The sequence below is a fragment of the Mesorhizobium sp. AA23 genome (assembly GCF_001672435.1).
Classification (GTDB): Bacteria; Pseudomonadota; Alphaproteobacteria; order Rhizobiales; family Rhizobiaceae; genus Mesorhizobium.
This window is the reverse complement of record NZ_LYTP01000032.1, coordinates 114,881-131,967: the sequence shown is the minus strand read 5'-3', so window position 1 is coordinate 131,967 and position 17,087 is coordinate 114,881. Positions and strand designations below refer to the sequence as shown.

The 17,087-nt window shown below is 64.2% G+C and carries 17 protein-coding genes and 2 pseudogenes; 13 read left to right on the top strand and 6 right to left on the bottom strand.

The window, feature by feature from the left end:
- Position 1: 1 nt before the first annotated feature.
- A pseudogene (locus tag A9K66_RS27320) lies at positions 2–700 on the top strand (aldehyde dehydrogenase family protein); the annotation flags it as partial.
- Here A9K66_RS27320 and A9K66_RS29910 read toward each other — a convergent pair.
- A complete protein-coding gene (locus A9K66_RS29910) occupies positions 693–1,169 on the bottom strand; it encodes an aldehyde dehydrogenase family protein (RefSeq protein ID WP_082954108.1) in 477 nt (158 codons plus the stop codon). The pseudogene A9K66_RS27320 and the gene A9K66_RS29910 overlap by 8 nt on opposite strands.
- A 122-nt stretch (positions 1,170–1,291) precedes the next feature.
- Positions 1,292–1,789: a GAF domain-containing protein gene (locus A9K66_RS27315; RefSeq protein ID WP_067329911.1), complete on the bottom strand. Its 498-nt coding sequence runs from the start codon at positions 1,787–1,789 to the stop codon at positions 1,292–1,294.
- Between the two features lie 191 nt (positions 1,790–1,980).
- On the opposite strand from A9K66_RS27315, the gene A9K66_RS27310 reads away from it, so the two are divergent.
- Positions 1,981–2,877, top strand: a complete 897-nt coding sequence (locus A9K66_RS27310) for a GlxA family transcriptional regulator (protein WP_245307723.1) — start codon at positions 1,981–1,983, stop codon at positions 2,875–2,877.
- Positions 2,878–2,879: 2 nt separating this feature from the next.
- Here A9K66_RS27310 and A9K66_RS27305 read toward each other — a convergent pair whose 3' ends face one another.
- Positions 2,880–3,227, bottom strand: coding sequence for a hypothetical protein (locus tag A9K66_RS27305; RefSeq protein ID WP_067329908.1), 348 nt, complete (start codon positions 3,225–3,227; stop codon positions 2,880–2,882).
- 198 nt (positions 3,228–3,425) lie between these two features.
- Between A9K66_RS27305 and A9K66_RS27300 the strand changes: the two genes are divergently transcribed.
- The 4 genes and pseudogenes from A9K66_RS27300 to A9K66_RS27285 form a co-directional block, all read left to right on the top strand.
- A complete protein-coding gene (locus A9K66_RS27300; protein ID WP_067329905.1) occupies positions 3,426–4,721 on the top strand; it encodes a Xaa-Pro peptidase family protein in 1,296 nt (431 codons plus the stop codon).
- Positions 4,722–5,043: 322 nt separating this feature from the next.
- Positions 5,044–5,721, top strand: a complete 678-nt coding sequence (locus A9K66_RS27295) for an isochorismatase family protein (protein ID WP_067329902.1) — start codon at positions 5,044–5,046, stop codon at positions 5,719–5,721.
- Positions 5,722–5,991: 270 nt separating this feature from the next.
- Positions 5,992–7,632 carry an ABC transporter substrate-binding protein gene (locus A9K66_RS27290; RefSeq protein WP_067329900.1) on the top strand — a complete coding sequence of 547 codons (1,641 nt, stop codon included), beginning with the start codon at positions 5,992–5,994 and terminating at the stop codon, positions 7,630–7,632.
- Positions 7,633–7,649: 17 nt separating this feature from the next.
- Positions 7,650–7,877, top strand: a pseudogene (locus tag A9K66_RS27285) (hypothetical protein); the annotation flags it as partial.
- Between the two features lie 45 nt (positions 7,878–7,922).
- Here A9K66_RS27285 and A9K66_RS27280 read toward each other — a convergent pair.
- Together A9K66_RS27280 and A9K66_RS27275 are read right to left on the bottom strand one after the other, a co-directional pair.
- A complete protein-coding gene (locus A9K66_RS27280; RefSeq protein ID WP_067329895.1) occupies positions 7,923–8,705 on the bottom strand; it encodes a hypothetical protein in 783 nt (260 codons plus the stop codon).
- 254 nt (positions 8,706–8,959) lie between these two features.
- Positions 8,960–9,736: a hypothetical protein gene (locus A9K66_RS27275; RefSeq protein WP_067329892.1), complete on the bottom strand. Its 777-nt coding sequence runs from the start codon at positions 9,734–9,736 to the stop codon at positions 8,960–8,962.
- Between the two features lie 143 nt (positions 9,737–9,879).
- Between A9K66_RS27275 and A9K66_RS27270 the strand changes: the two genes are divergently transcribed.
- From A9K66_RS27270 to A9K66_RS27240, 7 genes are read left to right on the top strand one after another with little or no spacing between them, the layout of a single operon-like run.
- Positions 9,880–10,512: a DUF4129 domain-containing protein gene (locus A9K66_RS27270; RefSeq protein WP_067330190.1), complete on the top strand. Its 633-nt coding sequence runs from the start codon at positions 9,880–9,882 to the stop codon at positions 10,510–10,512.
- Positions 10,509–11,720 carry a hypothetical protein gene (locus tag A9K66_RS27265; protein WP_067329888.1) on the top strand — a complete coding sequence of 404 codons (1,212 nt, stop codon included), beginning with the start codon at positions 10,509–10,511 and terminating at the stop codon, positions 11,718–11,720. The genes A9K66_RS27270 and A9K66_RS27265 overlap by 4 nt, the downstream gene beginning before the upstream one ends.
- Entirely contained in the window at positions 11,707–12,663 is a 957-nt protein-coding gene (locus A9K66_RS27260; protein WP_067329885.1) for a MoxR family ATPase, read from the top strand. The genes A9K66_RS27265 and A9K66_RS27260 overlap by 14 nt, the downstream gene beginning before the upstream one ends.
- A complete protein-coding gene (locus tag A9K66_RS27255; protein WP_067329882.1) occupies positions 12,660–13,964 on the top strand; it encodes a DUF58 domain-containing protein in 1,305 nt (434 codons plus the stop codon). The genes A9K66_RS27260 and A9K66_RS27255 overlap by 4 nt, the downstream gene beginning before the upstream one ends.
- Positions 13,961–14,977 carry a stage II sporulation protein M gene (locus A9K66_RS27250; protein ID WP_067329879.1) on the top strand — a complete coding sequence of 339 codons (1,017 nt, stop codon included), beginning with the start codon at positions 13,961–13,963 and terminating at the stop codon, positions 14,975–14,977. The genes A9K66_RS27255 and A9K66_RS27250 overlap by 4 nt, the downstream gene beginning before the upstream one ends.
- Complete coding sequence (locus tag A9K66_RS27245) at positions 14,964–15,827, top strand: RDD family protein (protein ID WP_067329877.1); 864 nt, start codon at positions 14,964–14,966, stop codon at positions 15,825–15,827. The genes A9K66_RS27250 and A9K66_RS27245 overlap by 14 nt, the downstream gene beginning before the upstream one ends.
- 15 nt (positions 15,828–15,842) lie before the next feature.
- The gene (locus A9K66_RS27240; RefSeq protein WP_067329875.1) at positions 15,843–16,196 is read left to right on the top strand and encodes a hypothetical protein; all 354 of its coding nucleotides are present in this window, start codon (positions 15,843–15,845) and stop codon (positions 16,194–16,196) included.
- Between the two features lie 9 nt (positions 16,197–16,205).
- Here A9K66_RS27240 and A9K66_RS27235 read toward each other — a convergent pair whose 3' ends face one another.
- Positions 16,206–16,892 carry a D-lyxose/D-mannose family sugar isomerase gene (locus tag A9K66_RS27235; protein WP_067329872.1) on the bottom strand — a complete coding sequence of 229 codons (687 nt, stop codon included), beginning with the start codon at positions 16,890–16,892 and terminating at the stop codon, positions 16,206–16,208.
- Between the last annotated feature and the right edge of the window lie 195 nt (positions 16,893–17,087).

The following is a 17,087-nucleotide window of genomic DNA, read 5'->3' as shown; positions in this document are numbered from 1 at the left end:
GGTCGGCCCGGCGCTCGCCGCCGGCTGCACCATGGTGCTGAAGCCGTCGGAGATCGCGCCGCTCGACGCCATCATCTTCGCAGAGATCATGGACGAGGCCGGTGTGCCGAAGGGCGTCTTCAACCTGGTCAACGGCGATGGCCCAACTGTCGGGCAGGCTTTGGCCAGCCATCCGGATGTCGACATGATGTCCTTCACCGGCTCGACGCGGGCCGGCATCCTCGTCGCCAAGGCGGCCGCCGACACGGTGAAGCGTGTGCATCAGGAGCTCGGCGGTAAATCCGCCAACATCCTGTTCCCCGACGTCGATCTTCAAAGGGCGGTGACCAAGGGCGTGGCCGGCTGCTTTGGCAATAGCGGCCAGTCCTGCAACGCGCCGACCCGCATGTTCGTGCCGCGCGACCGGCATGACGAGGCCGCCGGCTATGCCAGGACAGCGGCGGAGAAACTCACCGTCGGGCCGGCCGACGCGCCGGGAACGAAGCTCGGCCCGGTGGTAAGCCAGCTGCAGTTCCACAAGATTCAAGACCTGATCCAGAGCGGCATCGACGAAGGCGCGACCCTGATCGCTGGCGGCCCCGGCCGTCCGGCCGAGCTCAACCGCGGCTACTATGTCCGCCCGACCGTCTTCGCCAACGTGACGCACGACATGCGCATCGCGCGCGAAGAAATCTTCGGGCCGGTGCTGTCGATCATGCCCCCTTGCAGGTGATCTGGTTGAGCGGCCAGTTCCAGGGCGTGATCAGGCCGACGACGCCGATCGGCTCCTTGACGATCAGCGAGGAGCCTTTGACATGGCGAAACTGGAAGGTCTTCAGCACCTCGGCCATCTTCTCCAGATGCGCCTGGCCGACGCCGACCTGGCTGTCCAGCGCCATCTGGCGCGGCGCGCCCATCTCGCGCGAGACGGCGAGCGCAAGGTCCTTGCTGCGCTTCTTGTAGACCTCGATGACGCGGTTGAGGATGTCGAGGCGCTCCTCGACTTCACTGAAGCCGAAAGTGGCGAAGGCGCGCCTGGCGGCAGCGACCGCCTTGTCGACATCGGCCTTGGTGCCCAGCGAGATCTGCGCGAAGGCGTCTTCGTTCGACGGATCGATGACGTCGAAATTGTTCGGCACCACCGGATCGACCCACACGCCTTCGATATAGAACTGCAGATTGTGCGACATATCTTCTCCCTTCGGCGCGCTTGGCGAGCGTCATATTCCGCCAGAGATAACGATGCGCGTATGGCAACGCAAGACAGGGTCGTTGAGCCAGCGGCGGAGCCGTACCGCAGTCCGCTAAGAGTTCAGTCCTCAAAGGAACTGGCGGCCACATAGATCGCGGCAAGCTTCTCGATGCCGGCCTGGTCTTCCTTGTCGAAGCGGCCTGGCAGCGGGCTGTCGAGATCGAGCACGCCGAAGATGCCTTCGTCGTCGCGCAAGAGCACGACCAGTTCCGAGCGCGAGTCGGCATCGCAGGCGATGTGGCCGGGAAAATCGTGCACGTCCTTGATCAGCATCGACATATCGAGATCGACCGCCGTGCCGCAGACGCCCTTGCCGACCGTTATGCGCACGCAGGCCGGCTTGCCCTGGAAGGGGCCGAGCACCAGCTCTTCGTCGGATTGAAGGAAATAGAAACCCGCCCAGTTGAGGTCGGGCACCATCTGGTAGATGAGCGCCGAGGTGTTGGCGGCGTTGGCGATCGAGTCTCGCTCGCCTTCCAGCAGCGCTTTCAATTGCCTGGCCAGCTCATCGTAGAAGGCCGGCTTGTTGCTCGTGTCGAGGGCCGTTGCCGCAAACATCCTGGTCGTTTCTCCGTTGCTAAGGCGCTGAAGCGCCCGCTACAGTTTGGCCTTATCTGCCACCAATGCTGCGCGCGGGAAATACACAAGTCGTGAGCGCCATTCTCGCCAACCGAAAACGCGACCGCGCGCAGCCGGAGGCAGGCGAGACCCCGCTCACCTTTGCGGTGCTGGTCTTTCCCGGCTTTCCGATGATGGCGTTTTCTTCTGTCATCGAGCCGCTGCGCGGCGCCAACATTCTTGCGAAGCGCGACTGCTACCGATGGGTGATCGTCGGCGCGGATCAGGGCACGGTCGAAGCCTCCAACGGCGTCGTCATCCAGCCCGGCTTCTCGGCCGCCAACGCACCGAAGGTCGATCGCATCGTCGTCTGCTCGGGCGGCGATGCCGACCATGTCGTGGCCGACGAGGCGATGAGCTGGATCCGCAAAAGCCTGCGCGGTGGCGCGCATATCGGCGCGGTGGCGGATGCGGCGTTCTTCCTCGCCCGCGCCGGCCTGCTCGACGGCCATGCCTGCACCTTGCACTGGACCAGCCAGGCCGCTTTCACCGAGGCGTTTCCCGACATCGAGCTCAGGCGCGATCTCTTCGTCATAGACCGCAAGCGTTTTACCTCGGCCGGCGGCGTCGGCAGCCTCGACATGATGCTGGAGATCATCACGCGCGACTACGGCGCCGAGCTTGCCGCTGGTGTCGCGGAATGGTTCGTGCACTCTCCCCTGCGGTCGAGCGTCGACCGCAAGCTGATGCCGCTGCGCCTGCGCACCGGGGTGCAGAACGAGCTGGTGCTGTCGGCGATCGCCATCATGGAGGACGCGGTCGAGGAACGGCTCGGCATGGCGGAGCTGGCTCAGCGGCTTGGGGTCTCGCCCGACAAGCTCGAGCGCAATTTCCGCGCCGAGCTGGATATCTCGCCGAACGGCTATTACCGGCGGCTCAGGCTGAAGCGCGCCGCCGATCTGCTGGCGCATTCGACGCTGATGGTGCGCGATGTTGCGCTGGCGTGCGGTTTTGCTTCGATGTCGAGTTTCGCGCGGGCTTTCAAGGAGGAGCATGGGCAGGCGCCGAAGGCGATGCGGCGGCGGTAGGATCAGAGTTCAACGTCCGGTTTGCCAGTTTCCGACCGGACTTTGACAGGCGGCGATTTCTCGGCGGCGACGTTGGGCCTTGCCTCTTCATAGGTCGCCGCGACATCCCAGATCACCCCTTGGCGATTGGAAGAAGGCGGAAGGTCCAATGTCGGGAATGCTTTGTTGATTTTGTTGATAGCCCAAACCAATCCGACGATAATGCCGAAATATGCCGCCAGACATGCGAGCATGGTTGTGTTGCCAAAATCGTCGGCCAGCCAATGCAGAATCGGCTGAATATAGGCCAGAAGGCAGAAGCTGAAAAAAAGCAGGATGTATAAGGGGCCAAGCGCTATTCGATAATCCACGGTGTGGTCCGCAATACCAGATTATTCAGCGACTTTACCACAAAGTCTCAAAGCTGATGAGGCATCGAGCAGAATTTTAGCGGTTGCAGTTCCACACGGCCAGCGGCATCCGGCACAGCACGAGCGGCTTTCCGCACAATACCTTCTCCCCTCCTGCGCCATGGTCGGCATTTACAACCTACTCAAGGCCAGGCACCCATGAGCATCGTCGTTTTCGATCCAGACAGCACCGAGGATGTGGACTTCAAGGACCGCATGCGCCATCCGGCCGCGGCCGATCCCGCCGGCGGCATGTGGCTCTCCGACACCGAGCCCTCCTTCATCGATGCGGACGCACTGCGCAAGGGGCGCCTCGCCAAACTGCGCGCCTGGATGCGCGAGGCGGGCTATGGCGGCGTGGTGCTGTTCGACCCCTATAACCAGCGCTACGCCACCGGCTCGCGCAACATGTTCGGCTATTTCCTGCGCAATTCGACCCGCTACTTCTTCATCCCGACCGAAGGGCCGATCGTGCTGTTCGAATATCCGCAGAGCTACCATGTCTCGATGGTGCTCGACACGATCGACGAGGCGCGTCCTTCCAAGCTCGTCTGGTCCTCCGTCTCCGGCCGCGACGACGAGACGGCGGGTCCGTTCGCCGACGAGATCACCGAGTTGCTCAAGAAGCATGGCGGCGGCTCGATGAAGCTCGGCCTCGACCGCTGCAGCCATCTGCAGGCGCTCGCCCTGGAAAAGCGCGGCTGCGAGGTGAAGGACTGCCAGGGCGAGATTCTTGCCGTGCGTGCGGTGAAGACGCTAGAGGAGGTGAAATGCCTGCAGGCCTCCATGGCTGGAGCCGAAGCCGCGGTGGCCGCCGTGCGCGAGGCGATCAAGCCCGGCGTTTCCGAAAACGAGCTCTTCGCCATTATGTATCACGAGGTGATCCGCCAAGGCGGCGAGTTCATCGAGACCCGGCTGCTGACTTCAGGACAGCGCACCAATCCGTGGTTCAACGAGGCGAGCGGCCGCAAGATCAGACCGGGCGAGCTGGTCGCGCTCGATACCGACACCATCGGCTGCTACGGCTATTATTCCGACTTCTCGCGCACCTTCCGCTGCGGCCCGGGCAAGCCGACGCCCTACCAGAAATCGCTCTACCGCATGGCGCACGACCAGGTGCAGCACAACATTTCCATCGTGAAACCCGGCATGGCCTTCCGCGAGATCGCCGAGAGGGCCTGGAAAATCCCGGACCGCTTCGTCGACCAGCGCTATACCTCGGTCATGCACGGCGTCGGCATGCATGGCGAGACGCCCTTCATCGCCCACGCGATGGATTACGAGACGTACGGCCGCGACGGCATGATCGTGCCGGGCATGGTGGTGAGCGTCGAAAGCTATATCGGCGAGAAAGGCGGCCGCGAGGGCGTCAAGCTGGAGGACGAGATTCTCATTACCGAAACGGGGACCGAGCTGCTTTCGCGGTTTCCTTATGAGGATGAGTTTCTGGAATGAGCGGTTTGATGCCGATACGCTCTGTTGGCGCCGCCCATACGTTGTCGCAGGCGTTCGAGATTGGCCGCAGCACTCATGTCGTCGTCATCCTCGGGCGAAGCAAGGTGCGAAGCGACGCGGCGCAGACCCTAGGATCCATTCCGTTACGTCCGAGCGCCGCAACGGTGCAGAATTCTGTTGGGCCGCACTCTTCGGTCAAGGTAACGGAATGGATTCCAGGGTCTTCGCGACGCCGCTTCGCGGCTGCTTCGCGCTGGAATGACGAAGCTGATACGCTGCGGCACATTCCGACGCGCCGCCGCACCCCTTCGAGAGCATCCGCATGAAATCCCCCATTTCCATCCGGCGCGGCACGGTGGCCGCGGTGTTCATCGATCTCCAGGAGGAGCATCGCAAGGACAAACGCTATCTGGTCGAGGGCTTTGCCGACATCCTCGCCAACGTCGAACGCCTGCAGGAGGCGGCGCGGCGCAATTTCGTGCCGCTCTATCATTGGGCCTATATCGTCGACCTCGCCGAGGCGCGGCCGTTCCATCCGCTCGACGAGAGCGGCAAGTCGGCCTTCTCCGACAAGGACGATCCGCTGACGGCGATCTGCCATGAAGTGGCGCCGCAAAACGGCGAAGCCACTCTGGTCAAGCAGGAAGCCAGCGTCTTCGGCAAGAACGATTTTGGCGACAAGCTCGAAGCAGCCGGCATCGAATGGCTGGTGATTGCCGGCGTGTGGACCGAAGCCTGCATCGACGCCACGGTGAAGGACGCGGTGGCGCACGGTTTTCGCGTGCTCCTGGTCAAGGATGCCTGCGGCAGCGGCAGCAGCGCCATGCACCAGACCGGCATCCTCAACCTCGCCAACCGCCTCTATGGCGGCGCCGTGACCAACACGCTCGACGCTTGCCGGCTGATGGCAGGCGACACGGTGAGCGTGTGGCAGGTCGAGGGATCGGTGCCGCTGCGCTTCACCTTCGAGAATGCGGCGCAACTTTACGCAGAGCTCTGACCGCGAAGACCGGAGACCCAGCCGCCCGGCAAGGCGCAGCAATTATGCGCGTCAGCCAACTTTAGCCTGCGGAACAGCGCACAAGAATTGCGGAAAACCAAACATTTCGTCGCGGAAAGCGGACCTATTATTCCCTCGCAGGCAACGGCGCCCAGCGGCCGTATCCGCCTCCGCGCCTGACGGCAGGGGGGCGCCCCTGGGTTTCGTGCAGGTCGTTGCCGCCAAAAGCCGCCGCGCGGGCGACCTGCACCAACAATAGAGGGAACGACAATGAAATTCATGCTGACCGACAGAAAACTGCACCCGCGGGCAAAGCCGACCGCGGGTGATTTCAAGAAGGGCGCGATCAGCCGGCGCGAGTATCTGGCGCTTATGGCCGGCTTGGGCGTCAGCGCCGCCGGCGCGCTGGCGCTGGGCGGCCTTACTCCCTCGCCCGCTCGGGCCGAGGAGCCGAAGCGCGGCGGGGTCCTGCGCGTCGCCATGAACGTGAAGGGCTTCAAGGATCCGCGCACTTTCGATGGCGTCGAGATGTCGAATGTGGCGCGCCATTGCAACGAATATCTGGTGCGCTGGAAAACCGACTTCACCTTCGAGCCCTGGCTGCTCGAACACTGGGAGACCAGCGACGACGCCAAGACGATCACGCTTCACGTGCGCAAAGGCATCACCTGGTCGAACGGCGACACTTTCAACGCCGACGACGTGATCCACAACCTCAACCGCTGGTGCGATGCCTCGGTCGCCGGCAATTCGGTCGCCGCGCGCATGGGCGCGCTGGTCAACGCCGACACCAAGAAGCCGGTCGACGGCGGCATCCAGAAAGTCGACGACTACACCGTCAAGCTCAACCTGCCAAAGCCCGACATCTCGCTGATCGCCGGCATGGCCGACTATCCGGCGCTGATCATGCACCGCTCCTATGAAGGCGATGCCGATCCGAAGAAGGCTTTGGCCATCACCACCGGCCCGTGCGAGCTGGTGAGTTGGGACGCCGAGACCGGTGCGGAGGTGAAGCGCAAGGACAAGCCTTGGTGGAAGGGCGAGTTCTATCTCGACGGCATCAAGTGGGTCGACTACGGCTCCGATCCCAACGCCATGCTGTCGGCCTTCGAATCCGGCGAGATCGACACCGACCACGAGACCGCCTCGGACGCCGTGTCGCAGACCGAGCAGATGGGGCTCGAAAATTCCGAGATCGCGACCGGCTCGACCATCGTCGCGCGCTTCAATGTCGGCAACGCGCCCTATGACGACGTCAAGGTGCGCCGTGCCGCCCAGCTTGCCGTCGACAATGCGGCCGTGCTGAAGCTCGGCCTCGACGGCAGGGGCAAGCCCGCCGATAACCACCATGTCGGACCGATGCATCCCGAATTCGCCGATATCGGCCCGGCCAAGCGCGATGTCGACGCGGCGAAGAAGCTGTTGGCCGAATCCGGCAAGGCCGAGCACGAATACGAGCTGATCTCGGTCGACATCGAATGGCAAAAGAGCACCGCCGACGCGATCGCCGCCCAGATCCGCGAGGCCGGCCTCAAGATCAAGCGCACCGTGCTGCCGGCCGCCACCTTCTGGAACGACTGGAGCAAGTTCCCCTACTCCTGCACCGAATGGCTCGGCCGTCCGCTCGGCGTCCAGGTGCTGGCGCTGGCCTATAAATCGGGCGCGGCCTGGAACGAAAGCGCTTATTCGAACAAGGAGTTCGACGAGCTTCTCGATAAAGCACTTGCGACCCCGGATGCCGCCCAGCGCAAGGGGATCATGGCCAAGATCGAGCAGAATTTGCGCGACTCCGGCATTATCATCCAGCCCTACTGGCGCTCGGTCTACCGCACCTACCGCAAGGGCGTGCATGGCTGCGAGCAGCACCAGGCGCTCGAGCAGCATTTCGAGACGGTTTGGCTCGAGTCCTGATTCCTCCCAGGACCGATCGCGACGATCTGGGCCTGAGCGGCGCCGTGCAGCGCTGCGCCCAGCTTCCGGACAATGTCTGGGCGCAGCACGGGCTGGTCGAATGCCTGAAGCGGCGCCGCGAGAGCGAGGAGCTGCCGGGCTTGCAGGCGAAACTTGCTTTGGCGCTGACCAAGGCGGACGTGCCGATCACTTCGTCATGCCTCTGCCGCACGAGCGTGCGGGCAGACCACTGCTGTTGTCGCTGAGACAGCGTACGGCCGCCCTCAAAGTGGAAGGCGGCCCGGCCGTTGCTAAGAGAAGATTTTCGCCAATTCGTCGACGCTGGTGCCTTCCTTGACTTGGCGCAGTTCGACATAGCTGACCGCGGTGGCGACGGAGAGCACCATCGAAACGACGGCCTGCACCACGGCGGCTCCCAGTTCGGCGAGGATCCCGCCGAAGAGGAGCAGCACCACCAGGATCCCCCACTGGATGACCATCGCGATGATGACCAGGACGAGGAAGAGGCCGAACAGCGACCAGCGATTGCCTTTGGTCAGTGCTCGGCTGCGCGACATCGAGCCGAATACGCCCAACCGCTCCTGGATGAGAACGGGAACCGACATCGACCAGCCGAGCCACAGGATGATGCCGGGAACGATCAGCGCGATCATCGCAAGCGCTGAGCCGATGCCGACGAGCAGGCCGATCGCGAGCGTCGGCAACAGGAAGCGGATGGCAATCTGCACGCTGTCGCCGAAGGATGGCCGCCTTCCGTTCAGATCCTCGATCGTTGCCCGCACCAGCGACGACTGGAGCAGCAGCGTGAAGACGAAGGAAATCAATCCCGCGAGGATGCTGAGATAGGAGTTGCGCAGCATCGCGTTCGGATCCGCCATGGCACTCGGATCGCCATTCATCACCGCTTCCATCTGCGGTTGGGTCCATAACCTGATGAGCAGCGTCGGCAGGCCGGCAAACAAAAGCCCCAGCCCGACGCAGAGTCCTATGTTGCGCGTGATGACGGCAAAAGTGCTGTTGAACACCCTGCCGATTTCGAATCTGCCTGGTCGTCCCAATGTCGCAGTGGTCATGATAGCTTTCCCCCGAGCCGCTGCCGAATCCAATTCGGCAACTTCAAAGTAAATCTGCCAAGAACGGCGGGCCCCGTCCAGTGGACTTGCAATTGTTTCGGGTATTCCCGGTGTCAGCCAGAACCGCCGACTGCAGCAAAAGCTCACGGTCGCGCTCTGATTTGAGGCCAGGAAGGCGATTTTGCAGGACAGGCAGGCTCTCAGCGGGGGCTGCCGCTCACCAGCACTTCGGCCGGCCTCGCCAGCATCCCAGACTACGAGAATATCTCCGCCAGTTCATCGACGCCAGTGCCTTCCTTGACCTGGCGCAGTTCGACATAGCTGACCGCGGCTGCGACGGAACCCACCATCGAGCCGATGCTCTGGACCATGGCGGCCACGACGGCGGCGACGATGCCATGGAATAGATAAACGACCACTCCGGTGATGGATTGCATCACAAGCCCCATGATGACCAGGATCACGAAAAGGCCAAACAGAGCCCAGCGGCTGCCTTTGGTCAGGGCGCGGCTGCGCGACATCGAGCCGAAGACGCCCAAGCGCTCCTGAATGAGCACCGGTATTGCCACCGACCAGCCGAGCCCGAGGATGATTCCGGGCACCAGCAAGGCAATCGAGGCCGCGCCCACACCGAGCGCTACAAGCAGACCTATGGCGACCATGGGCAACAGGAAGCGGATCGCTGTTGCGATGGAATCGCCGAAAGTCGGCTTCTTGCCGTTCATGTCCTCGATCGCCACCCGGACGAGGCTCGACTGCAACAGAACCGCAAAGGCGAGATAAAGTATTACAATGACCGCAGTTCCAATGATGAAGCCGAGCTTGTAGTTCGTGATAGCCTTGGCGAAATTGGCCGGATTTCCAGGATGGGAATTTAGACGCACGAGCTGGGTGACCAGTTGCGGTAGTCCTGAAAACAGCGCCGCAAGACCAACGCAGAGTACAATATTACGACCGATCACGGAGAAAGTGTTGTTGAACACTCGGCCGATCTGATACTTCTCCTGCCGTACCAACGCGGCTGAAGTCATGACGCCCTCCCCTGCTTGGCCGCTCCACGCCAGCCTATCGCCCCAAAGCAAATCTGCCAGTATTGACGAGACGCGTCCAATCACTTGCAATTGTCCTGCGGTATTGCCAGTGTCGAACCCGTGGGTAGCAGGGGAGCGAGTTGGTGACAGCGGCACAGCCTGCCACAGCGGACGCCGAATGGCTGGCCAAGATGCACAAGCAGCTGCTGGCTGACGATTCGATCCAGTTTGACCTGCCGGGGCTGGTGCGGCCGGAGCCGCCGGAATGGCTGAAGCCTTTTCTGGAAGCCCTGGCAAAGCTAGGCCCTTACATGATCTATCTGTTCTGGGGCGCGGTGATCATCGGCGTCGCAATCATCGTGTTCCTGCTCGTGCTCGAGGCGAAGGGCATCGCCTGGCGGCTGCCGTGGCGGCGCGTGAGCAAGGAGGCGGAGGCGCAGGAGGAATGGCGCCCGGATGCCGGCGCGGCTCAGATCCTGCTCTCCGAAGCCGATGCGCTCGCCGCGCGCGGCGACTATGACGAGGCGGTGCATCTGCTGCTCCGGCGCAGCGTTGCCGACATCGCCAGCCGCCTGCCCGACTTCCTGCGCCCGTCGCTGACCGCGCGCGACATCGCCGCCGCAGGTTCCATCCCGTCCCGCCCCCGCGCTGCCTTCAGTGAGATCGCGCGCATCGTCGAGGCTGCCTTGTTCGCTCGCCGGCCGGTCGGCGCCGAGGGCTGGCAGCAGGCGCGCGGCGCCTATGAGCGCTTTGCCTTCCGGGATGCCTGGGCATGAGCGCGGAGGCGACAGAGGCACAAGAGCCGTTCAGCCGCAGGACGCTGTTCCGGGGCATCTTCGCCAGCCTGCTCGCGGCCGCCGGATTCTTCCTGCTCTCGACCTACGCTCCGGACTTTCGTCAGCCCGAGGGCGGCGCAACACCGCTCTCCAAGGGCGGCACCGGCTATGCCGGGCTCGTGGAATGGCTGAAGCTCACCAACGGGCAGGCGCCGCCCATGGCGCGCGGGGAGAAGGATCTGCAATCTCCCCTGGCATCCACATTCCTGCTGATCGTCACCATCGCGCCCAACAGCGACCCGGCGGCGCTTCAGCGCATCATCAAGCTCCGCTTGGGCAAGCACACGCTTTTCGTGCTGCCCAAATGGGTCACCTTTCCGCAGCCGGGCCAGGAGGGCTGGGAGACGAAAGTCGAGCGGCTGCCCGCAACGGCGGTCAACGACTGGCTCGGTCGCCTCGCCAAGGCCAAGCTCGGCGACGGCAAGCCATCGGTCGATCGGATCGATGTAGAGGGGCGCAAGATCGCCGTGCCCGAGGAGTTGCAATGGGTAGCCGACAATCATCCGCTGATTGCGGCGGGTGACGGCAAGGCTGTTCTCACCGAACTCGACAGCGAACCCTTCTACATCCTGACCGATCCCGATCTCATCAACAACGCGGCGCTGAAGGATCCGCAAAAGGCGGCAGCGGCGCTCGACATGATCGCCATGCTGGAGCCCGCCAAGGGCGCGGTTATGTTCGACCTGACGCTTCACGGCATCGGCCAGAACTACGATCTCGGCAAGCTCCTGGTCGAACCGCCCTTCCTGGCGCTGACGCTGTCGGTGCTGGTGGCGGCTGCCCTCGCCTTCCTGCACGGGCTCGGCCGCTTCGGGCCGCCACGCACCGAGGGTCGCGCCATCGCCTTCGGCAAGCAGGCGCTGGTCGACACCACGGCAATGCTCCTGAAGCGGGCAGGACGGCTGCAGGAACTCGGCGACCGCTATGCCGCGCTGATGCGCCAGCGCGCCGCCGCGCTGCTTGGCGCGCCGCACGGGCTGCAGGGTGAAGCGCTGGACCGCTGGCTGGATTCCCGCGACAAAAATGAGGCGAACGGCTTCACCGCACGGTTCAAGGCTGCGAACGGTTCCAAAACATTGGCCGCAATGCATGAAGCAGCGGAAGAGCTGCATGACTGGACGGCAAGGAGGCTCGGTGAACGTCGATGAAGTGAAAGCCCTGGCGAGCGCGATCAGGGAAGAGGTGGCTAAAGCGATCACCGGGCAGCGCGACACGGTCGATCTGATGCTGACGGCGCTGTTCGCCGGCGGCCATATATTGCTCGAAGGTCCGCCCGGTACCGCAAAGACCATGACCGCGCGCTGCTTCGCGCAGGCGCTCGGCGTCGCCTATGGGCGCATCCAGTTCACGCCCGACCTGATGCCCGGCGACATCGTCGGCGCCAACATCTACAATTTCCAGACCGGCCAGTTCACGCTGACGCGCGGCCCGATTTTCTGCGATCTGCTGCTTGCCGACGAGATCAACCGCACGCCGCCGAAGACGCAGGCTGCACTGCTCGAAGCCATGCAGGAGCACGCTGTCACATTCGACGGCACGACCCATTCGCTCGGCAAGAATTTCATGGTGGTGGCGACGCAGAACCCGATCGAGCATCAAGGCGTCTATCCGCTCCCCGAGGCCCAGCTCGACCGCTTCCTGTTCAAGCACCGGGTCAGCTATCCGGACGCGCAGGAAGAACGTGCCATCATCATCCACCACGGCGGCGGCTCCGCCTCGCACAATATCGAGCAATACGGCATCAAGGCGCAGACCGACCGCAAGACGCTGGAGGCGGCGCTTGCCACAGTGGGCGCCGTCACGCTGGTCGACGACGTCGTCGGCTACATCGCGGCCCTTGTCCGCGGCACGCGCGAAAGCCCGGATCTGGAGGTCGGCGCCAGTCCTCGCGCCGGCGCCATGCTGGCGCGCGCGGCGCGAGCCCGGGCGGCGCTCGACGGCCGCAACTATGTCATCCCCGACGACGTCAAGGCTTTAGCCGTGCCGGCGCTGCGCCACCGCGTCATCCTCTCGCCGGCGGCGCAGATCGACGGACGGCTGGTCGAGCAGATCGTGTCCGACCTGGTCAACCAGACGGAAGCGCCGCGTTGATCTATCCGAGCGGCAGAGCGGTATGGGCGGCGGCGGCGGGAGCGATTCCCGCCTTCCTGATCGCGCTCGCGCTGCCGCATGTCTGGTATCTCGGGCTGCTCTGGATTTGCGCTTTGCTTGCCTTCCTGGCGGTCGACGCGGCGGCCGGGCGCGGACGCGCGTCGCTCAGCGCCACGCTCACCGCACCGCCGCAGGTCGGCGTCGGCGGACGTTTCACGCTGCACATCGCGGCCGGTCTCGGGGCGCGAATGCGCCGGCTGCAGGCGCGCGTCGGGCATGACCAGCGGCTGGCGCCGGTCAACGGCACGGGCGGCACGCTGCCGGCGAATGGCGGCACGCTCGATCTCGAATTCGACGCCATTCGGCGCGGCTTCGCCAGCTTCGATCGGCTGTGGCTGCGCTGGCAAGGACCGTTCGGGCTGGTCTGGAACCAGGCCGTGCTGCCGGTGGAGCGCAAGATAGCGGTGCTGCCCGATGTCAGCCGCGCGCGCGACGAGGCGATCACGCTGCTGCAGCGCTCCGCTCTTGCCGACGGCCATGCCCAGAAGCGCGCCGGCCAGGGCCGCGAGTTCGAGGCGCTCAAGGACTACCAGCCCGGCATGGGCCGGCGCATGATCGACTGGAAGCGCAGCGCCCGCCACGGCAAATTGCTTGCCCGCGAATTCCGCATCGAAGAGAACAACAACATCGTCTTGGCCATCGACAGCGGGCGGCTGATGTGCGAGCCGGTCGAGGGCGTGCCGAAGGTCGACCGTGCCGTGACGGCGGCGCTGTTGTCCGCCTTCATTGCGCTCAAGGGCGGCGACCTCGTCAGCCTGTTTTCCTTCGACGCCAGGCCGCGCGTTTCCAGCGGCGCCGTGCGCGGCTCGCCGAGCTTCACCATGATCCAGAAGCGCGCCGCCGAGATCGACTATTCGACCGAGGAGACCAATTTCACCCTGGCGCTGACGACGCTCGCCGCGAAGCTCGACCGGCGCTCGCTGGTCATCGTCTTCACCGATTTCGTCGACCCGATCAGCGCCGAGCTGATGCTGCGCACCGTCGGGCGGCTGACCGAGCGGCATCTGGTGCTGTTCATGCTCATGAAGGATGTCGAGCTGGAGGCCTTGGCCGATATGGCGCCTACCGTCCCGGAGGACGTGGCCCGCGCGGTCACCGCCGGCGACCTGCTCAGACAGCGGCAGGTCGTGATCGGCAGGCTCCGGCTGCTCGGCGCGCATGTCATCGAGGCCGACCACCAGCGGCTCGGCCCCGCCCTGGTCGAGCGCTATATCCAGCTCAAGGAGGAAAACCTCTTATGACGCTGCCCGCCGGCACCGATGCCGTCCGTCAGTCGCTGGCAAGCTTCCGCCAGGAGCGCGAGGCCGACTGGAAGGCGTTCGAGGCGCTGCTTGCCCGCGTCGAGAAGCGCGCGCCGCGCGCGCTGTCGGAAGACGAGCTGCTGTCACTGCCCCTTCTCTACCGCTCGGCGCTGTCCTCGCTTTCGGTGGCACGCGCCACTTCGCTCGACAGCGCGCTCATCGCCTATCTCGAAGCGCTCTGCCTGCGCGGCTATTTTTACCTCTATGGCGCGCGGCGATCCTTGAGAACGCGCATCGGCGACTTCTTCCTGCACGACTGGCCGGCGGCGATCCGCGACCTGTGGCGCGAGGTGTGGGCGTCGGTCGCCCTGACGGTGATCGGTGCCGCTGCCGGATACTGGCTGGTCGCCTCCGACAAGCGCTGGTACGACGCCATCATCGCGCCGAGCCTCGCCGGCGGGCGCAATCCGGATTCGTCGGCCGAGATGCTGCGCAGCGTGCTCTATGGCGGCGGCGACCACTTTCTCTCGGGCTTCGCCGCTTATCTCTTCACCCACAACACGCAGGTGTCGATCCTGGCCTTCGCGCTCGGCTTCGCCTTCGCGGTGCCCAGCGTGCTGATCATCCTGATGAACGGCTGCATGCTCGGCGCCATCTTCCAGATCTATGCCGCCAAGGGGCTCGGTTTCGAGCTCGGCGGCTGGCTGTCGATCCACGGCACGACGGAGCTTTTTGCCATCGCCATCGCGGGCGCGGCCGGCATGCGAATCGGCACCAGCATCGCCTTTCCCGGCGAGCTGACGCGCATGGCCGCGGCCTCACGCGCGGGCCGCGTGGCGGCGACCGCGATGGTCGGCGTCGTCGTGATGTTGCTGTTTGCCGGCCTGCTCGAAGGCATCGGCCGGCAGACGATCACAAGCGATATCGCCCGCTATTCGATCGGCGGCGGCATGCTGGCGTTCTGGATTTCTTATTTCTACCTGTTCCGGATGGTGCGGCATGGCAACGGCTAGGAATCCCGCCGCGCTGGTGCGCCCGCTGGTCACGCCGGAGGGCGTGGACCTGCGCGTCAAGCTGGCGGATGCCGGGACGCGGGCTTCCGGATTCCTGCTCGATGTGGTGATCATCGTCGTCGCCGCCGTCGCGGTCAGCCTTGTCGCGATCTTCGGCCTGGGCGGGCTCGGCGTGAAGGACGCCGAACCGCTCTTCATCGTCTGGATCATTTTCATCTTCCTGCTGCGCAACGTCTATTTCATCGCCTTCGAGGCGGGCCGGCGGGCGGCGACGCCCGGCAAGCGGATGGTCGGCGTCCGCGTCGCTTCGCGCAGCGGCGCCGGCCTCAGCCTCGACCAGGTCATCGCGCGCAACCTGATGCGCGAGATCGAGGTGTTCCTGCCGCTGTCGATCCTGGCGGCGCGCGGCAGCGCCGGCGTCGCCGACACGCTGTCGACCATCTTCGGCCTGGTGTGGGCGCTGCTGTTCTCCTTATTCCCGCTCTTCAACCGCGACCGGCTGCGGATTGGCGACCTGCTCGCCGGAACCTGGGTGGTCGAGGCGCCGAAGGTGGCGCTGCTCGAGGATCTGTCGCTGCGCAAGGATCCGGTCGCGACCCGCTTCCAGTTCAGCGCCGCGCAGCTCGACGCCTATGGCATCGCCGAGCTGCACAAGCTGGAGGAAGTGCTGCGCCGCGACGACTATTTCGCGATGAAAGCGGTGGCGGAAACGATAGGCCGCAAGATCGGCGCCAGGGTCGAGCCGGTCGATTCACGGGCATTCCTCACCGCCTATTACGGCGAGCTGCGCGCGCACCTGGAGCGCAAGCTGCTGCTGGGCAATCGGAAGGCGGACAAGTACGCGCGGTAGATTGGAGCTCTCAGTATGTCTGAAATAATCAGCCAAGCCGAGAGCGCCAGAATAGAAAGCGCCATTCAGGCAGCAGTTGCCGAGTCGTGGGAGGTTTTTGCAAAACTCACCGGTGAACCGTTTGCAAACGATGCGTCGATGAGGGAGCAGTTCGAAGATTCCACTCCCCGACTGCAGCAGGCCGGAGGAAATTGGGAAATGAAATGGGGCATAGGCATCGTACCCGACGACGGGACGCGCGTGATCACAGCCATGATCAAAGCGCCGCCCACCGTGGATATTGTCCTCACGCTGCACAGCACGAGCGACCGGGACGACAGCACTATCAGTATCTGGACCTTCTTTCAGCAGCGAAATTGGGACGACTAGGCCCTCGCCCTACCCCACCCATTTTTCATAATCCGACACCAGAAGGTGAACCGGCGCCACATCCTCCTCGATGTTGGAGAAGCGGCCGATCGGATCGCGGAAGACGTTGTCGGTGAGGTCGTCATTGACGGTCGAGACCTCGCCGATCAGCACGTCCTTGCCCTCGGCCCAGAAGGCGTGCCAGACGCCCGGCAGCAGCGTCACGCTCTGGCCCGGGTCGAGCTTCAGGAGCCCGCCGGCGGGCAATCTGGTGATGGTGCCGTCGACCGGCACCGACACTTCGGCCTTCGGGTCGATGCCGCCGTCGCGGTCGTGCATGAACAGTTCCAGCACCAGCTTGCCGCCGCCGCGGTTGATGATGTCCTCGGCCTTGATGTTGTGGCGGTGCATGGGCGACAGCTGGTCCTTGCGCGAGATCATGATCTTCTCGGCGTAGAGCATGCCCATGCCGAGCTTCATGTCCGCGTAGCGGCCGTTGCGGACGGTAAAAAGGAAGAGACCAAGCTCATCGAACTTCTCCTGGCCGTAGTCGGTGATGTCCCAGCCGAGACGCGAGCTGAAAATGGCCGAAGAGTCCGCCTTGTGCGCCTTCATCTCTTCCGGCGACCAGTAGGCGAAGGGCGGCATGATGTAGCCGAACGAGCGGATGAAGGCGTCGGCTTCGCGGATGATGTCGTTGATTTTGGAGCGCTTCATGGTCGTTTTCCTTCCGGCCGCTGCCTGCTGAAATCTGCCAACCCGAATATCGCAATGCCGGTCCGCTGTCGACGCAAACTGACGGCTCTGGCCCCGTGACATCCGGCCCGATCAAGCCCATAACCCCAACGGGTTTTTGATTGCGCATGTCTTTCCCGAAACCGGTTCCCACTTTCGGGAGACATGCTTTTGAAC